General features: G+C 66.6%; 7 protein-coding genes (1 of these 7 running past the window's edge). 3 read left to right on the forward strand and 4 right to left on the reverse strand.

The window, feature by feature from the left end; all coding sequences use genetic code 11:
• The 3 genes in view from AB0C34_RS08560 to AB0C34_RS08570 are tightly spaced (at most 7 nt apart) and all read left to right on the forward strand, a layout consistent with a single transcriptional unit that may run on beyond the window.
• Positions 1 to 1534, forward strand: the 3' end of a protein-coding gene (locus AB0C34_RS08560) for an SDR family NAD(P)-dependent oxidoreductase (protein WP_357068966.1). Its footprint begins 14969 nt before the window's first position; only the last 1534 of its 16503 coding nucleotides appear in the window; its start codon lies off the left edge, out of view; it ends in the stop codon at positions 1532 to 1534.
• Positions 1531 to 12360, forward strand: coding sequence for a type I polyketide synthase (locus AB0C34_RS08565; RefSeq protein WP_357068968.1), 10830 nt, complete (start codon positions 1531 to 1533; stop codon positions 12358 to 12360). The genes AB0C34_RS08560 and AB0C34_RS08565 overlap by 4 nt, the downstream gene beginning before the upstream one ends.
• Positions 12361 to 12367: 7 nt before the next feature.
• Positions 12368 to 12907: a PaaI family thioesterase gene (locus AB0C34_RS08570; RefSeq protein WP_357068969.1), complete on the forward strand. Its 540-nt coding sequence runs from the start codon at positions 12368 to 12370 to the stop codon at positions 12905 to 12907.
• A gap of 79 nt (positions 12908 to 12986) precedes the next feature.
• Here AB0C34_RS08570 and AB0C34_RS08575 read toward each other — a convergent pair whose 3' ends face one another.
• The 4 genes from AB0C34_RS08575 to AB0C34_RS08590 all read right to left on the reverse strand — a co-directional run bounded on the left by AB0C34_RS08575 (position 12987) and on the right by AB0C34_RS08590 (position 18027).
• Positions 12987 to 15017: an NADPH-dependent 2,4-dienoyl-CoA reductase gene (locus AB0C34_RS08575; RefSeq protein WP_357068971.1), complete on the reverse strand. Its 2031-nt coding sequence runs from the start codon at positions 15015 to 15017 to the stop codon at positions 12987 to 12989.
• 199 nt (positions 15018 to 15216) lie between these two features.
• The gene (locus tag AB0C34_RS08580) at positions 15217 to 15651 is read right to left on the reverse strand and encodes a C40 family peptidase (RefSeq protein WP_357070067.1); all 435 of its coding nucleotides are present in this window, start codon (positions 15649 to 15651) and stop codon (positions 15217 to 15219) included.
• Positions 15652 to 16465: 814 nt separating this feature from the next.
• Complete coding sequence (locus AB0C34_RS08585; protein ID WP_357068973.1) at positions 16466 to 17302, reverse strand: hypothetical protein; 837 nt, start codon at positions 17300 to 17302, stop codon at positions 16466 to 16468.
• On the reverse strand, positions 17302 to 18027 hold the full coding sequence (locus tag AB0C34_RS08590; protein WP_357068975.1) for a ParA family protein: 726 nt from the start codon (positions 18025 to 18027) through the stop codon (positions 17302 to 17304). The genes AB0C34_RS08585 and AB0C34_RS08590 overlap by 1 nt, the downstream gene beginning before the upstream one ends.
• Between the last annotated feature and the right edge of the window lie 235 nt (positions 18028 to 18262).

An 18262-nucleotide genomic window follows, 5' to 3' on the forward strand; every position in this document is an offset into this window, starting at 1 on the left:
GGACTACCACAGCTTCATGTTGCTGGATGTGAATCCGGATCGGTTGCAGGAGATTTTGGCGGCGATGGTCGGGTTGTTCGACGCCGGCGCGGTGACCGCGTCTCCGGTCACCGCGTGGGATCTGCGGCAGGCGCCGGAGGCGTTCCGGTATCTGAGCCAGGCTCGCCACATCGGTAAGAACGTGCTCACCGTACCGACCCCGTTGCGTTCCGACGGTACGGTCCTGATCACCGGCGCCACCGGCGGCTTGGGTGCGGTGCTGGCGCGGCATCTGGTGGCCGTGCATGGTGTCCGCCGGTTGGTGTTGGCGAGTCGGCGTGGTTCGCAGGCGCCCGGCGCGGCCGACCTCGTCGACGAGTTGACCGCATTGGGTGCGCATGTGGATGTGGTCGCCTGTGATGCGGCCGATCGGAGGTCATTGGATGGGGTGTTGGCGGCGATACCGCCACAGCATCCACTGACCGGGGTTGTACATGCGGCGGGTGTTCTGGCCGACGGTGTGTTCGACACGATGACGCCGGAGCAGATCGCCACCGTCTTGCGGCCGAAGGTCGATGCGGCGTGGAATCTGCACGAGGCGACGAAGGATCTCGATCTGTCGGTGTTCGTGTTGTATTCGTCGATCGCGGGTGTGATCGGTAGCGCCGGGCAGGCGAATTACGCGGCGGCCAATGTTTTCCTCGATGCGTTGGCACACGACCGGATGGTGGCTGGTTTGCCCGCGACCTCACTGGCATGGGCGCCATGGCGTGCGAGCAGCGGCATGACGAGCGCCCTCGGCGCCGCCGACATCGCCCGATTGCGGCGGGAAGGTTTCCACGCGCTGAGTGACGACGAAGGCATGGCACTGTTCGACGCGGCAGTGACAGGCGGCAGGTCGACGTTTGTGGCTGCCCGGATCGACCGGACCGCCCTCGCCGAGGCCGGTCCCGATGAGCTGCGCGCGATCATGCGCGGCTTGGTCCGGCCGGCGCGCCGCCGCGTGAGCGAAGCGAAGAGCGAGCAGTCGACGCTCGCGGCGCGGCTGATCGGCCGCTCGGCAGTCGAGCAGGAACGCGTGCTCCTCGACGTGATCAGTGTCCAGGCAGCGGCCGTTCTCGGGTCCGAGGTCGAAGTGGCCGCTCCGGACAAGCCGTTCAGCGATATCGGGTTCGACTCGCTGGGTGTGATGGAGTTCCGCAACCGGTTGAAGTCGGCTGTCGGAGTGCAGGTGTCGGCGACCGCGATGTACGACTACCCGACACCGCTCGAGTTGGCTCGGCATCTGCACGACCAATTGGGCCTGGCCGTTCCCGCTGAGCCACCCGCCGCTGCCTCGGGGGCCGACGATCTCGCCCATCTGGAGGCGATGGTCGACCGTGTCCTCGCCGCCGCCGGCAACGACGACGTGACGGTCACCGCGCTACTCGGCATCGGTGACCGTCTTCGGTCCCATCTCGGCGACCGATGGCGGATCGACGAATACGACGACCTGGCGGCGCATTCCACCAGTGAGCTTTTTGATCTGATCGATGAGGAGTTTGGTCGACCATGAGCAACAACGAGGAACGGCTCACCCAGTATCTGCGCAAACTCACCGGCGACCTGCGCAGTGCCAATAGGCACATCCAGGAATTGGAAGAGCGTGCGCGGGAGCCGATTGCGATCGTGGGTATGGCGTGTCGGTATCCGGGTGGTGTGCGGTCGCCAGAGGATTTATGGGGGTTGGTCACCGATGGTGTGGATGCCGTGGGTGCGTATCCGTCGGATCGGGGCTGGGATCTGGAGCGGTTGTTCGATCCGGATCCGGATGTGGCGGGCACGATTTATACCCGCGAGGGTGGTTTTCTGGATTCGATCGGTGACTTCGATGCCGCGTTTTTCGGGATCGGACCGCGTGAAGCGGCGGCGATGGATCCGCAGCAGCGGTTGATGTTGGAGGCGTCGTGGGAGGCGTTGGAGGATGCCGGGATCGATCCGGTATCGCTGCGCGGCAGCGATACCGGGGTCTTCACCGGAGTCGTCCACCAGCACTACGGGCCGAAGGTCGGCTCCCCGGCCATCACCGCCGAAACCGAAGGGCACGCCTACCTCGGTGTCTCGAACGCTGTGTTGTCCGGCCGGGTGGCCTACAGTTTCGGCTTCAAAGGCCCGACGATGTCGGTGGATACGGCGTGTTCGTCGTCGTTGGTCGCTCTGCATCTGGCCTGTCAGGCGTTGCGGCAGGGTGATGTGGCGTTGGCGTTGGCGGGTGGGGTGACGGTGATGTCGGATCCGTCGTTGTTGATCGCGTTCGCGCGTCAGCGTGCGTTGTCGCCCGATGGCCGGTGTAAGGCGTTCGCGGCGGCCGCTGATGGGACCGGTTTTTCCGAGGGTCTCGGGGTGTTGGTGTTGGAGCGGTTGTCGGATGCGCGTCGGTTGGGTCATGACGTGTTGGCGGTGGTGCGTGGGTCGGCGGTGAATCAGGATGGCGCGTCGAATGGTTTGACGGCGCCGAATGGTCCGTCGCAGGAGCGGGTGATCACCGCGGCGTTGGCGGCGGCGGGGTTGGCGCCCTCGGATGTGGATGCGGTGGAGGCGCACGGAACGGGCACGATGCTCGGTGATCCGATCGAGGCGCGGGCGCTGATCGGTGTGTACGGGGAGCGGGGTGAGCGCGGCCCGCTGCGGCTGGGTTCGTTGAAGTCGAATGTGGGTCACACTTCGGCTGCGGCGGGTGTGGGTGGTGTGATCAAGATGGTGCAGGCGTTGCGGCATGAGGTGTTGCCGAAGACGTTGCATGTGGATGCGCCGTCGCCGCATGTGGATTGGTCGGCGGGTTCGGTGCGGTTGTTGACCGAGGCGCAGGCGTGGCCCGCGGGTGAGCGGGTGCGTCGGGCCGGGGTGTCGTCCTTCGGGGTGAGCGGGACCAATGCCCATGTGATTCTCGAGGAGGCGCCCGCCGACCCGGTCACCACGGCGGTCGAAGGCGACTCCGAGCGCCCCGACGCCGGCGAGGCGATGGCGGTACGGCCGAATATCGAGTCGGATGTCGTTCCATGGATCGTGTCGGCGAAATCGGAGCGGGCTCTGCGGGCGCAGGCGGATCGACTGCGGCACTGGTTGATCGGCAAGCCTGATCCGCAGGTGTGGGATGTCGCCGCCGCGCTCACGACGTCGCGGGCGCGGATGGACTGGCGCGGGGCGGTCGTGGGACGCGATCGGGAGGAACTGCTGGCCGGATTGGCGGCCCTCGCTGCGGACGAGTCGGCGCCGCGCGTTGTGCGTGGTTCGGCGAAGCCGGGGCGCACGGCATTCTTGTTCACTGGTCAGGGCGCACAGCGACCCGGCATGGGCAGGCAACTGTACGAGGTGTTCCCGGTGTTCGCGGCGGCACTGGACGAGGTGTGCGCTGCCTTCGACCCGCTGCTCGGGCGATCGCTGAAAGACCTGATGTTCGCCGACGACACCGACGACGCGGCATCGCTTCTGGCACGAACGGAGTTCACCCAGCCGGCGCTGTTCGCGTTCGAGGTGGCGGCGTACCGGCTGGTGGTGTCCCTGGGTCCGACGCCGGATGTGCTGCTGGGTCACTCCATTGGCGAACTGGTGGCGGCTTACCTCGCCGGCGTCTGGTCGCTGCCGGATGCGTGCGCGCTGGTGGCGGCCCGTGGGCGGTTGATGGGCGCACTGCCGGATGGCGGCGCGATGTTGGCGGCCGCAGTCGCCGAGGCCGAGGCAGCAGAACTGATTACGGGATACGGAACTCGGCTCTTGGTGGCCGCGGTCAACGGTCCCTCGTCGGTGGTGCTCTCCGGCGACGCGGAGGCCGTCGACGAGATCGAGCGGGTGCTCGCCGATCGGGGTCGTAAGACGAACCGGTTGCGGGTCAGCCATGCCTTCCATTCGGCACGGATGGATCCGATGTTGGCCGAATTTCGCTCGGTGGCAGCAGGTTTGAGTTATCGACTGCCAAATGTGCCGATCGTGTCCAATGTGACGGGCGAACTGGTCGAGCGTGAGCTGACCGATCCGTCGTACTGGGTACGTCAGGTCCGGCAGGCGGTGCGGTTCGCGCCAGGTGTTCAATCGCTCATCTCGTCCGGTGTACGCCGGTTCCTGGAAGTGGGCCCGGACGCCGTACTTGCTGCCATGACACGTCAATGCTTGGCCGAGGAACCGGATATCGAAACCCGGTCCGCGGTGGTCGCCGTCGCTCGGCGCGACGCGGAAGAGACGGTGCGATTCACCGAGTTCCTGACCGCGGCCGACGTCGCGGGACTCGAAGTACGATGGGAGAAGTGGTTCGCCGGCCGGCCGACGCACCGAGTCGCGTTGCCGACCTACGCATTCCAACGTGAGCGGTACTGGATGTCACCGTCCGATGGCGTCGGTGATGTCGGCCGGGCCGGTTTGATGTCGATCGATCACCCGATGCTCGGGGCCGCGATCGCGATGGCGAGCAAAGACGAGTGGCTGTTCACGGGAAGGCTCTCGACCACGTCGCAGACGTGGATCGCCGATCACACCGTGTTCGGCACGACGTTGCTGCCGGGAACGGGTTTCGTGGAACTGGCATTGGCGGTCGGCGCGCGCGTGGGTCTCGACACCCTCGACGAATTGGTCTTGGAAGCGCCGTTGTTGCTGGACGACCGGGCCGAGGTCGACGTGCAGATCAGCGTCGAAGCGCCCGAGGAAGATGGGCGGCGACGCTTCCTCGTCGCGTCCCGTCCGGTCGACGACGCCGGTGCGCCGGGGACCACTCATGCACGCGGCATCCTCGGCGCCGCTGTGACAATCGACGCGCCCGCGTTCGACGACGACCCGCCGACAGTGGACCCGACCCTCGGTGCCGCACTGTACGACCGGTTGGCGGCCCGCGGCCTCGATTACGGGCCGGCGTTCCACGGCGTGACCAGTGTGTGGCGGGACGGCGACGACGTGTTCGCCGACGTCCGGTTGCCCGCGGGGATCGGCGACGACGCCGCCGAGTTCGGCATCCATCCCGCGTTATTGGACGCTGCGCTGCATGCCGCCGTCGAGGAGTTGGGCGTCGATCTGCCCCCGGGACAGGTGCCGTTGCCGTTCTCGTTCAACGGCGTTCGTTTGTACCGTCGCGGTGCGGTGGCCGTACGGGTACGCCTGCGACGCAGTGGAGCCGACAGCGTAGTGCTCGAACTGGGCGACGAGGGCGGCTCTGTCGTGATGACCGTCGAGGCGCTGCGGGCGCGTCCGGTGAGCGGCAGCGTCTTGACCGCGAGCCGGTCGGCCGGCCGGCACGCGCTCTACGACATCCAATGGAGCGCTGTCGAATACAGCCCGCGAGCTGATGCCGAAAGCCAGCGGATCGCTGTCATCGGCTCGGCGCGCGGGTTCGACGTCGGCTACCCGGACCTGGCCGAGCTGGGCGAGGTCGCTGGGGTGGACCGTCCCGACGTGGTGGTGTGGTTCGCCGACGACGCGGCGTCCGACGAGGCAACGTCGGCGCACGCTGTGCGTCGACGGATACATGAGGTTCTCGCCGAGGTGCGCTCATGGCTGCGGCTTCCCGCGGCGGCGGATGCGCGACTGGTCGTGGTGACACGCAACGGCGTGGGTCTACCGGACGAGAATCCCGACCTGGCTGCCGCGGCCACCTGGGGTCTGCTGCGCAGCGCGCAATCGGAGAACCCAGGTCGGATCGTCCTGCTGGACGTCGACGGCGAGGTGCGTCCGGACCTGGTCGCGGCGGCCATCGAGGTAGACGAGGCACAGTTGGCGGTACGTGACGGCGTGTTGCTGGCGCCGCGACTGATCCGTCGCGACAAGTCCCCGACGGAGCCGAAGGTCACGTTCGGCTCGGGTTCGGTCTTGATCACCGGGGGAACGAGTGGATTGGGCGCCCTGGTGGCGCGGCATCTGGCCGCGACCAAAGGTGTCCGCGATCTGGTGCTGGTGTCTCGGCGCGGCGAACACGCCGCCGGTGTCGCCGATCTCGTCGCCGAACTGGCCGAACTCGGCGCCCGCACGCGGGTGCTGGCATGCGATGTGAGTGACCGTACCGCTGTGCGGACGATGCTCGATGCTCTTTCCGACGGTCCCGCACTGACCGGCGTGGTGCACGCGGCGGGGGTGTTGGCCGATGGCACCTTCGATTCGCTCACACCCGACCAGGTGGACCGGGTCCTCGCGCCGAAGGTCGACGCGGTGCTGAACCTGCACGAACTCACCGTCGAGTGCGAACTGTCCGCGTTCGTCCTGTTCTCCTCGATCGCGGGGATTCTCGGGTCGGCGGGGCAAGCCAACTACGCCGCGGCGAACTCGGTGCTCGACGCGGTGGCGCGGCGACGCGCGACCGCGGGACTGCCCGCGGTCTCGGTGGCTTGGGGGCCGTGGAGCCAAGACAGCGGAATGACGGGCGAATTGGGTGTGGCCGCGGTCGAGCGGCTTTCGCGCATGGGCTTGCGTCCGCTGGTCGAGGCCGACGGGCTCGCGTTGTTCGACCTCGCCGGTGGCGGCGACACACCGTTCGTCGCCGCGGTCGACCTCGACAGGTCGGCCTTGTCCGTCGCCGCCGGCGCCGGCGTGCTGCCCGGGCTGCTCCGGTCACTGGCGCCGTCCGCGCGCCGCGCCGATACCGGAGGCGGCGATCTTGCGCGACAGCTGGCGGCGGCGGCACCCGACAAACACGATGCGATCGTCCTGGGTTTCGTCCGGGCCCAGGTCGCCGCAGTGCTCGGTCATGCCTCGGGCGAGCAGATCGACGTCGAGAAGCCGTTCACGGAAATGGGTTTCGATTCCCTGGGCGCGGTGGAGTTTCGCAACCGACTCGCCAAGACCACCGGTCTGCGGCTGCCGTCGACACTGGCCTTCGACTACCCAACGGCGACTGCGATGGCGCGGTATGTGCGCTCGCGGATCGATGGGGAAAAGGCAGGCACCGTCCGTACGCGCCGTCGGATGCGGACTGACGAGCCGATCGCGATCGTCGGAATGGCCTGCCGGTATCCCGGCGGGGTGGATTCCGCGGACGCGCTGTGGGAGCTGGTACGGTCCGGAACCGACGCGATCACCGAGTTTCCCTCCGATCGCGGCTGGGACCTGGATCACCTGATCGATCCCGACCCCGACCATCCGGGTACCTCCTATGCCCGAGAAGGCGGATTCCTCCTGGATGCGGCCGAATTCGACGCGGGCTTCTTCGGTATCGGCCCACGCGAGGCCATCGCGATGGACCCGCAGCAACGGTTGCTGCTGGAGGTGTCGTGGGAGGCGCTCGAGCACGCGGGAATCGATCCGACGTCGTTGCGCAGCAGCGACACCGGCGTCTACACCGGCCTGATGTACCGGGACTACGAAGTGACGGCGCGACAAGCCGGGTCCGACGTCGAAGGGTATGTCGCCATCGGCTCGGCGGGCAGCGTGGTATCCGGCCGGGTGGCTTACGCGCTCGGACTGGAGGGGCCCGCGGTGACCGTGGACACGGCGTGCTCGTCGTCGCTGGTGGCGTTGCACCTGGCCTGCCAGGCGTTGCGGCAGGGTGAGAGCTCGCTGGCGCTGGTTGGTGGCGCGACGGTGATGGCGACGCCGCTGACCTTCGTGGAGTTCTCCCGGCAGCGCGGCCTGGCCCCAGACGGCAGATGCAAGCCGTTCTCCGCCGCCGCCGACGGCGTTGCCTGGTCCGAGGGTGCGGGCGTGCTGGTAGTGGAACGGCTGTCGGATGCGCGCCGGTTGGGCCACAACGTCCTCGCGGTGGTGCGCGGTAGTGCGATCAACCAGGACGGCGCGAGCAATGGCCTGACCGCACCGAACGGCCCCGCTCAGGAACGGGTGATCACGGCGGCGTTGGCCAATGCCGGACTCGAACCGGGGGAGGTCGATGCGGTGGAGGCGCACGGAACCGGAACGACTTTGGGCGATCCGATCGAGGCACAGGCACTGCTGGCCACCTACGGGCAGGATCGTGCGCAGCGGCCGCTAAAAGTCAGCGCGCTCAAATCGAATATCGGTCACACGCAGGCGGCTTCGGGTGTGGGCGGCGTGATCAAGATGGTGCAGGCGTTGCAGCACGAGACATTGCCGAAGACGTTGCATGTGGACGGGTTGTCGCCGCATGTGGACTGGTCGGCGGGGTCGGTGCAGGTGCTTACCGACGCCGAACCGTGGCCGGCGGGTGATCGGGTGCGACGCGCGGGCGTGTCGTCGTTCGGGATAAGCGGCACGAACGCGCATGTGATCCTGGAGGAAGCGCCGCCGGCGCCGCCTTCCCGTACCGAATCGGCACGGGAAGGCGACGATACGTCGGAGGGGTCCGACATCGACGTCCCCATGGTGCCCCTGGTGGTGTCGGCGAAGTCGGAGGAAGGGCTGCGCGGACAGGCGGCCCGCCTGCGGAATTGGCTGGTCGACCGTCCGGAGCTCGATGCGTGGGCGGTGGCGCGGTCGTTGCTGGATTCGCGGGCTTTGCTGGATCGGCGAGGTGTTGTTCTCGGGCGTGATCGGGAGGAGTTGCTTGCCGGCCTGGCCGCGTTGGCGTCGGGTTCGGCACTGCCCGGTGTGGTCGAGGGCATGATGAGTTCGGGTCGGACGGTGTTTTTGTTCACCGGTCAAGGTGCCCAACGCGCGGGGATGGGTGCGGGGTTGTACCGCGCCTTCCCGGTGTTCGCGGCAGCGTTGGACGAGGTGTGTGCGGAATTCGACAATCACCTCGGTGCGTCGGTGAAAGCAGTGATGTTCGCCGACTCCGGGGAGGCGCTCGACCGGACGGAGTGGACGCAGCCGGCATTGTTCGCGTTCGAGGTGGCGATGTTCCGGTTGATGGAGTCGTTCGGGCTCACACCGGATGTGGTGGCGGGCCACTCGATCGGAGAATTGGCGGCGGCGTTCGTGGCCGGAGTGTGGTCACTCGCGGACGCTTGCACGTTGGTTGCGGCGCGGGGCCGGCTGATGGGGGCGCTGCCGGAAGGCGGTGCGATGCTCGCGGTCGCTATCTCGGAGGTCGAGGCCTTGGAGCTGATCGCCGGGCACGGCGATCAGGTGTCACTCGCAGCGCTGAACGGGCCGGAGTCGGTGGTGCTCTCGGGGAACGAGGATGCCGTTCGACAGATCCAGCGGCGGCTTTCCGGTGCGGGCCGCAAGAGTACCTGGTTGCGAGTCTCACACGCGTTCCATTCGGCGTTGATGGAGCCGATGCTGGACGAGTTCCGTGCGGTGGCGGCGGGATTGACGTATCGCGAGCCATTGTTGCCGATCATGTCGAACGTCACCGGTGCGCAGGCCGGCGACGCCGTCCGTGATCCGGAGTACTGGGTGGCGCAGGTGCGTGGTTGCGTGCGGTTCGCTCCCGGTGTCGACACGCTGATCGACTCCGGTGTGCGCAGGTTCGTGGAGGTCGGTCCGGATGCCGTGCTGGCCGCGACGACGGTCGAGTGCTTGGTGGAGCGTCCGCAGCAGGAAACGAAGTCGGTGACAGTGATGGCGTCGTCGAGACGGTCGATCGACGAAGCGGCCGGATTCGTGACGTTTCTCGCGCAGGCACACGCGGTGGGCATGCCGGCGAACTTGCGGCGCTTGTTCGCCGGACGCGGTGTGCGACCGGTGCCGTTGCCCACCTATGCCTTCCAACGTCGGCGCTACTGGTTGCAACCGGCATTCGAGGTGGTCGCCGGCAGCTTCGGGCATCCGCTGCTGACGAACGTCGTGCCGCTGGCGGGTAAGGACGAGTGGTTGTTCACTGGACGGCTCTCGGTGCGGACGCAGCCCTGGACCGCCGATCACGTCGTGTTCGGGGCGGTTCTGTTGCCCGGAACGGCTTTCGCGGAGTTGGCGCTGGCCGCGGGCACGCGACTCGATGTCGAGGTCGTCGAGGAACTGTTACTGGAAGCTCCGCTCGTATTCGCCGGCAACACCGAAGTGGACCTGCAACTCAGCGTCGGCGCGGCCGACGGCGCGGGGCGGCGCACGTTCGCGATCCATTCGCGCGCTGTCGACATCGGCGCCTCGGACGCACAGCCGTGGGTGTTGCACGCGGGCGGTGTACTCAGCGCTGCCGACGGCAACGCGCCCGCCTGGGACGACGGGGCATGGCCGCCGATCGGGGCCGAGCCGGGCGATACCGCCCTCTACGAGCGACTGACGCAGTTGGGTTTCGAGTACGGGCCGGCGTTCCAGGGCGTGACCGCGGTGTGGCGACGTGGCAAGCAGATGTTCGCCGAAGTCTCCCTCGACGGAGCCGTGAATGGTTCGGCTTCCGCGTTCGGCATCCATCCCGCCCTGTTCGATGCCTGTCTGCATGTGGCGATCGACGAGCTGACCCATGATCTTCCTTCGGGCCAGGTACCGCTGCCCTTCTCGTTCACCGGGATGCGATTGTGGCGCTCCGGGGTGGGAGCGGTGCGCGTACGGCTGGTCCGCGCCGACAGCGGGGATGTCGGCATCGTCTGTGTCGACGAAACCGGTTCGGTCGTGCTCACCGTCGACGCGGTCGTCGCACGTCCAGTCGACGCCGAAGTACTGCGAGTGGCCGCGGGGTCGCGCGGCCCGTCGCCGCTCGGCCTGCGGTGGATCGACTCGGCACTGCCGGTCACCGCGTCCACCGAAGTGCTGGCGACGCTGGGTTCTGCGCGGTTAGCCGGAATCGACCGTCACTACACCGATATAGCCGATATCGTTGCGGCCGAACGAATTCCGGAGGTGATCATCTGCTCGCTCACCGACCTCGCCGACGACAGCGCGGTGCCGGCTGATCGCCGCGCCGCCCTGGTTCGGCGGTCGGTCCACACCTCCTTGACGATGCTGCGTTCGTGGCTGTCGGCCGAACGTCTGGCGGACACCAGGCTCGTGGTGCTGACCCGCCGCGCGGCGGGGCTGCCGGGCGAGTCCGTGGACCCGGGTGCCGCCGCGGTGGCAGGCCTGGCTCGCACCGCCCAATCGGAAAACCCCGGCCGGATCGTCCTGCTCGATCACGACGGCGACCTGCGGGCGGATGTCGTGCGCAGGGTGCTCGAGTCGGGGCAGGCCCAGGCCGCGGTGCGTGATTCGCGGATGCTCGTGCCGCGTCTGATCGACAGCGGCACCGTCGCCGCGGCCGAACCCACCGAGCGGGTATTCGGCGACGGCACGGTGCTGATCACGGGCGGCACAACCGGATTGGGCGCGGTGGTGGCTCGGTATCTGGTCGCCGCGCACGGCGTCGAACATCTGCTGCTGGTGTCCCGCCGCGGCGAGGCGGCGGCGGGAGTCGCCGAACTGGTCGCGGAACTGACCGGTATGGGTGCCGAAACCCGGGTCGCCGCGTGTGATGTCGGTGATCGAGCGAGTCTGGCCGCGGTGCTCGACTCGATCGGGACCGAGCATCCCCTGACCGCGGTGATCCACTCCGCGGGTGTGGTCGACGACGCCACGATCGAAAAGCTCACCCCGGAACAGGTCGACCGGGTGCTCGTACCCAAAGTGGACGGTGCGCTGAACCTGGACGACCTCACCCGCGAGCACAACCTGGCGGCCTTCGTCATGTTTTCCTCGGTGGCCGCGATTCTCGGCGCGCCCGGTCAGGGCAATTACGCGGCGGCCAACTCGTTCCTCGACGGGCTGGCCAGCACTCGCAAGGCGGCCGGCCTGCCGGCGGTTTCGGTGGCCTGGGGGCCGTGGAGCCAGGACATCGGCATGACCGGCCACCTGGACCGGACCGCGGTAGCGCGGCTGGAAAGGCTGGGCATCAAGGTGCTCGGCGCAGCAGAGGGGATTGCATTGCTGGACGCGGCGATGGTCGGCGACGAGCCGGTGGTCGCCTGCGTCGAGTTCGACAAGCCGACGCTGGCCGCTCAGGTCCGGGCCGGAAGGCTGTCGGACGTGCTCAGTGGCCTGGTGCCCGCACGGGCACGTCGGGTCAGCACAGGCTCGGGGAGTGCTGGCGGGTTGGCGCAACGACTCGCCGCGACGCCGGCGGAGGAACGAGATGCGCTGATATCGGGGTTCGTTCGCGAGCACGCCGCGGCGGTACTCGGCCATCCATCGCCCACGGCGATCGACCCGGATACCCCGTTCAGCGAGTTGGGATTTGACTCGCTCGGCGGCGTCGAGTTGCGCAATCGGCTCGCCGAGGCAGCCGGCATAAAACTGCCGTCGACGCTGGTATTCGACTATCCGACCGCCACCGCTGTGGCGAAACTACTGCGTTCCCGATTGGATGTCGCCACGGCCGGCTCAGCCGTGGACGACCAGGTTGCCTCGTTGCGCTCGTTGTTGGCGACCATGTCATCGGTCGAGGACAAGACGCGTCTGGCGGAACGGATTCGCGCGGCTCTGGCGGATGCGCTGGCGCCGCCCGAATCCGCGACTCGTGACGACCGCGTCGCCGTCGAGGCGGCGTCGAGCGCAGACGAATTGTTCGCTCTCATCGACCAGCAGATAACAACGAAGTGAGGAAATGATGACCCAGACGAAACACAACGAAGTCGCGACGATCGAGACGTCCGAAAGCGGCCTCCGGGAACTGCATATGGCGTGGGAGGATCCCATGCTCGCGGTCTTCGGCTTGATGCAGTTGTCGCGCGAGGAACTGTTGGAGCGCCTGCGGTCCGGCGATCTCCCACAGCCCCCGTTGGCGAGGCTGCTCAATATCGCGGTCGTCGACGCCGAGCCCGGCCGGATGGTCCTGAGCCTTACGCCGGACGAGCGGCACGTGAACTTCCTCGGTGTGGTCGGTGGTGGCGTTGCCGGCGCCGTTCTCGACATCGCGACGTGGGGCGCGGTCCATCTGTCCCTGGAGGACAAGTCCCTGGTCACGACGGTGAACATGAATACGAACCTGGTGCGCCGGATCACCCATGGCCAAGGCCCGTTGTACGCGATCGCCACCGCCGTCCACATCGGCCGTACCACCTGCACCGCCGAAGCCCGCCTTGTCGATGACGCCGACAAAATCTATGCGACGGCATCCGCCACCTTCGTCCGCATGAGCGTCGGCTGACGATATCGCGAGTTCGATGGGGAATCAGGGCTCGACCGACCTGCGGACCCGAGTCCTGCCCTCCTACTCGGCCGTCGGCTCAGATTGTCGCGGCGAGACGGGTGCCTTGATCGATTGCGCGTTTGGCGTCGAGTTCTTTTGCTTCGTCGGCGCCACCGATGAGATGCACACGGCCGACCAGGGTTTCGAGCTGGTCCTCGAGATCACGGACGGATTCCTGACCGGCGCAGATGATTACGTTGTCGACCTCTATCACGCGCCGGCCTTCTCGATTCTCGCCGAAACTGATGTGCAGACCGCGATCGTCGATCCGCTCATAGTTCACCCCGCCGATCTGGGTGACCCCTTTGGCATTCAGGGCGGCGCGGTGGATCCAGCCGGTCGACTTGCCCAGGGACGTTCCGAACGGTCCGGTCTTTCGTTGCAGCAGCGTCACTTCTCTGATGGCCGGGGTGGGCTTACGGGTCGTCAACTGGCCGGGGGCGTGGTCGTCGTCGGTGACACCCCATTCGGCTTGCCACTCTTCGAGATTCAGCGCTGGGCTCGCATCGACAGTGAGTAATTCACTGATGTCGAAGCCGATCCCGCCGGCGCCGATGACAGCGACGCGGTTGCCGACCGGCCGCTCCCGTCGGATCGCCTGCGGGTAGGACAGCACCATCGGGTGGTCGATTCCCGGGATATCGAGGGTGCGGGGGCGCACTCCGGTGGCCAGGACGACCTCGTCCCAATCGCCTGCGGCAAGCTGCTCAGCTGTCACGCGGGTATTCAAATGCACTGTGACACCGCTGAGTTCGAGCTTACGGCGGAAATACCGGATCGACTCGTCGAACTCCTCCTTGCCCGGGATGCGACGAGCGAGGTCGAACTGGCCGCCGATCCAGTCTTCTGCTTCGAACAGTTCGACATGATGACCGCGTTCGGCCAGCCCGGTGGCGGCCGCCAAGCCCGCTGGGCCCGCGCCGACGACAGCGACTCGTTTGGCGCTGCGGGTGGGCAGCAGTTGCAGCAGCGTTTCATGGCACGCGCGCGGATTCACCAGACAGGACACGGTTTGGCCGGTGAAGGTGTGGTCGAGGCAAGCCTGGTTGCAGGCGATGCAGGTGTTGATCTCGTCGACGCGGGCTTCGGCGGCCTTGTTCACCCACGCCGGGTCGGCCAGGAGCGGCCGCGCCAGCGCGATGAGATCGGCGTCGCCCCGCTCCAGAATCTCCTCGGCTACCTCGGGTACGTTGATTCGGTTCGCGGCGCACACCGGGATGGTCACGTGCTGCTTGAGTCTGGCGGTATATCCGACGAACGCGGCCCGTGGCACCGAGGTCGCGATGGTCGGTACCCGCGACTCGTGCCAGCCGATGTCGGTATTGATGACATCCACTCCGGCCGACTGTAATTCCTTGGCCAACGTGATGATTTCATCGAAGGTCTGTCCGTTCTCGACGAATTCGGCTGCCGATATCCGGAACATGATGAGGAAGTCGGCACCGACCGCGGCGCGGGTCTGCCGGACGATTTCGATCGCGAATCGCTGTCGGTTGGCCGTCGAACCGCCCCACTGATCGGTGCGGGTATTGGTGCGCGGCGCGAGGAATTGATTGATCAGGAAGCCCTCGCCACCCATCACCTCGATTCCGTCGTATCCGGCCAGTTTCGCCAGTTCCGCGCAACGCACGTGGTCGGCGATCGTGTTCTGGATGCCTTCTTCGGTCAATTCCCGGGGCACGAACGGGCTGAATGGGGAAGACACCGCAGAGGGCGACACACTGATGGGAACCTCTGAATCACGACCCGCATGCAGGATCTGCAACGCGATCTTGGCTCCCGCTTCGTGCACCGCGTCGGTAATGGTCTGGTGTCGGCGCGCGTCGGCCTCGGTGATCATCGCGCAGGCGAATGGCGACAGCCAGCCTTCCCGATTAGGCGAGTAGCCGCCGGTGACGATCAGACCCACTCCGCCGCGGGCCCGTTCGGCGAAGAATGCCGCGAGGCGGTCGATATGCCAGTCCCGGTCCTCTAAACCGGTGTGCATCGAACCCATCACCACACGATTGCGCAGTGTGACGCTTCCGACCCGGAGTGGCGACAGCAAGCGCGGAAAAGCTGAACCCATGAAGTGAACCTAATGACCAGTCCCCACCCGCGCAATCGGAGGAACAGCCGTTTACCTCAATTGCCGTCTGTGTCCATCCGGGCGTAGGGCGGACTACCGTGATCCTGCGCGATTTCTATCAGTTCCGACAGCGTGCGATCGCGCGGGACCACGGGCATCGGTTAACCGATCGAGAAGGGTTGGGATCTGTGTCGGTCGCTCAGAACCGGCAGGCGCCCGTGACCGGCATTTGCGAGATCGGCGACATCGTGACGCCGACGCCTTCGGTCGCGGCATGGATGACCTGGCCATCACCGGCGTAGAGGGCCGAATGCCCGCCGCCGTAGAACGACACCATATCGCCCGGCTGCAGGTCGTCGATGGCGACCGGTGTGCCGGCGGCGAGCTGGCTGTAACTGGTGCGCGGTACTTCGACGCCTGCCTGGTCGTAGGACCACTGCACGAGACCCGAGCAATCGAAGGCGTCGGGGCCGGCCGAGCCGAAGACATAATCGGAACCCAGTTTGGACCGCGCTGCTTCGACGGCGACCTCGCCGGTGGACTTATGCGGTGTCGCGGCGGGAGCGGAGGGCGCGGAACGGTCGATCTCCGGGATCCCGGTGCGGAACGGGAGTTCGATTCGCGGCAGGTGCACCGGGAATGGCAGCTCGATTCCCAGCACGGTCGTGTAGGTCTGGAGTTCGGGTCCCGGCACCGCGGCGGGCGCGAAGCGTTCGCTGCCCAGCACCGTGGTGGGTACGGCGAGTTCGGTTCCCAACGTCGCATCGGGTGCGGGGAGTGGGACCGTCAAGGGGATGCCCGAGAACGGAATCTCAGCTGCCGGCACACCTGCGATTTCCAGACGTTGCAATTCCGCGACAACGGTTTCCGGAAGGTGGACCATCGGGATGTCGGCCGCGATCGTCGCCGCAATCTCCGGAAGGTTCGCGACGTTCGGTACTTCGATTTCTGCCGGGATCGCGAGGCCGTCTGGAGCTTCGACGGTTCCCACGCCCGGGATGATCAGCGGTTCGGCGGACGCCTGTCCCGCGCCGAGCAGCGTCGCGACGATCGCTGCCGCGGTCGCGGCCCCGATCGCCAGGGCCCACAGGGCCGCTCGGCGCAGGTAGCGCCAATATCGTACGTCGTCGTCTGATGCCATAATCCGGTCCTCCGATCCTCGTATCGAGGCCGGGTGATGCCGCATTTCGTGGCTGTCACCAAGCTCTCGAATTGATTCGAAAACCAACACGGTGATCTTTTCGGTACAGCGGATCTGATTGGCATCGTCCGGCATGTGACACATCGCCACAAATACCGACACACTAATTAGGATAACGAAGCAATAACCAACGAAAGTCCTTTGTATAACGTGCCTATCGGCGGCTGTCTGATATTCGAGCGGATGCATGAAAAATGCCCCGCGACGGAAAGAATTCCATCGCAGGGCATTTGTGCGAAACCCGGTCTCAGGGCGTGATCCGCTCCTCTATCTGTTCGGCCAGAGTGCGGAGTTTCGCCGCGAATTCGCGCGCGCCGGTGGGGTTGTGGCTCGATCCCTCGACAACCCGTCGGGTCAATGCGGCGAAGCGCGACCCCACGGTGGCGAACAGGTCGGCCGCGCGTTCGTTCGGGCCATCACGCAGTTCACCGCGCAGCCAGGCCTGCAGGCGCTCGACCACATCGGCCTGATCGAAATGGTCGGGGAGCAACGCCACCGCCTCCCGGATCTTGCCCGCGGTGACCTTCGTTCCCGTGGTGTCGGCGATGGTGGTGTACACCGTGACCGCCGCATCTTCGCCGTACTCGGCCGCCACCGGCAGCAGTTCACGGACTTGACCCTCGTTGATGCCGGGCGCCACCGGATGCAGTTTCGCGGCCAGCGGCCACGCGCGAATCAGCTTGTGCGCGTAAGACCGTTGCATGTCCCACCGCTGCTCGACGTAGTCGTCGAACGTCCCGTGGCTGTTGCGATACAGCCGGCCGTCCCGCACGATCTGCAGGGCGCGGCCGGCCGCCCAGAAGGCCATGCGCAAGCTATCGATCGACGATTCGCACGCTGTCAACTGAGCCTGTTCGCGATCGCTCAGCGGGCCCTCGCCGCCGGCGGGCAGCGGCATGCTCAACACATCCAGGCGGGGAACTGGTGCCGCGGTGTCTGCGGTCGCTGGGACGCTGCGCAGCTCAGCGCCCTGGCGGCGCCATTCGGCGTCGCGCAGCGGAGACACCGGCGCGGTGTGCTCGGCACCATCGGACAGCGGGTTAGCGGCCCGCCCGATCGAACCTTTCCTGCGTTGCGGAGGCATCAGGCCGACACCTCCATGTCGATGCGATATGGGCTGACCAACTCGTCACCCACCTGCCGGTATTCCGCGAGGTCCTCGATCGGGTTCTCGGCTCCGTCCCCGACCTCGCCATCGGCAGCCTCGCGGTACCACTTCCAGGAGCTGAGGTAGGACTCGAAAACGTCGTAACCGGCATCCTCGAGAAACCTTCGCTGCGTCCGGTATTCGGTCGAAATGTTCACGCCATTCTTCATGGTCACCGGAACTTTGGTCATCAGGACCCGCACCCGGATCTCGCAGTCGCGTCCGGCCGCTGCCTCCTCGGCGGCCTTGAAGGTGCTGGGTACTCGCTTCACTTCGGACGGACTCACACTTGTCGGCAAAATGAGTTCATGGCTCTGCAGAATGGCGGCCTTGAAAATATCCGCCGACTCGCCGCCAGCGTCGACGATGATGACGTCGAAGTCGGACGCGTTGTCCGTAATGCAGTCATCGACGTGCCGGGAAGGGAAGGCAATCAATTCGAACGGCACCGCGACGTCGCCTTTCACCAGTCGCCGATGCCAGGAATACCCCGTTTGGCTGAGCGGGTCGGCGTCGATGACGAGTACCCGCACCTCGTGCACCGACGCGAAGTAGGAGGCCAAGAAGAACGCCGAGGTGGTCTTTCCGACGCCGCCCTTCAGATTCCCCAGGGTGATCACCAGGGGCGTGGGCGTGTCGAGTGGTGCAACAGATTTCGTCATGACAATCCTCCAAGGGTGAGGAGCGCAGCAACTGTGCTCGGCCAGTCTCGCACCGCGCTGGCGAACTTCCGCTCATTGCGCACACTGGTCCCGCTGCTCTGGCGTGGCGCGCGAGATGTATCCAATTGGACACATTGTGTCCGGTGGACGCAATTATCTCGTTGTGTGGGTGCGCCCATGTCAGGCGACGCGTCTGGCACTACCTGACATATGCCGCTCGTCGCTGCCGGCGGGG

It is taken from the genome of Nocardia sp. NPDC049220 (assembly GCF_040647855.1).
GTDB lineage: Bacteria > Actinomycetota > Actinomycetes > Mycobacteriales > Mycobacteriaceae > Nocardia.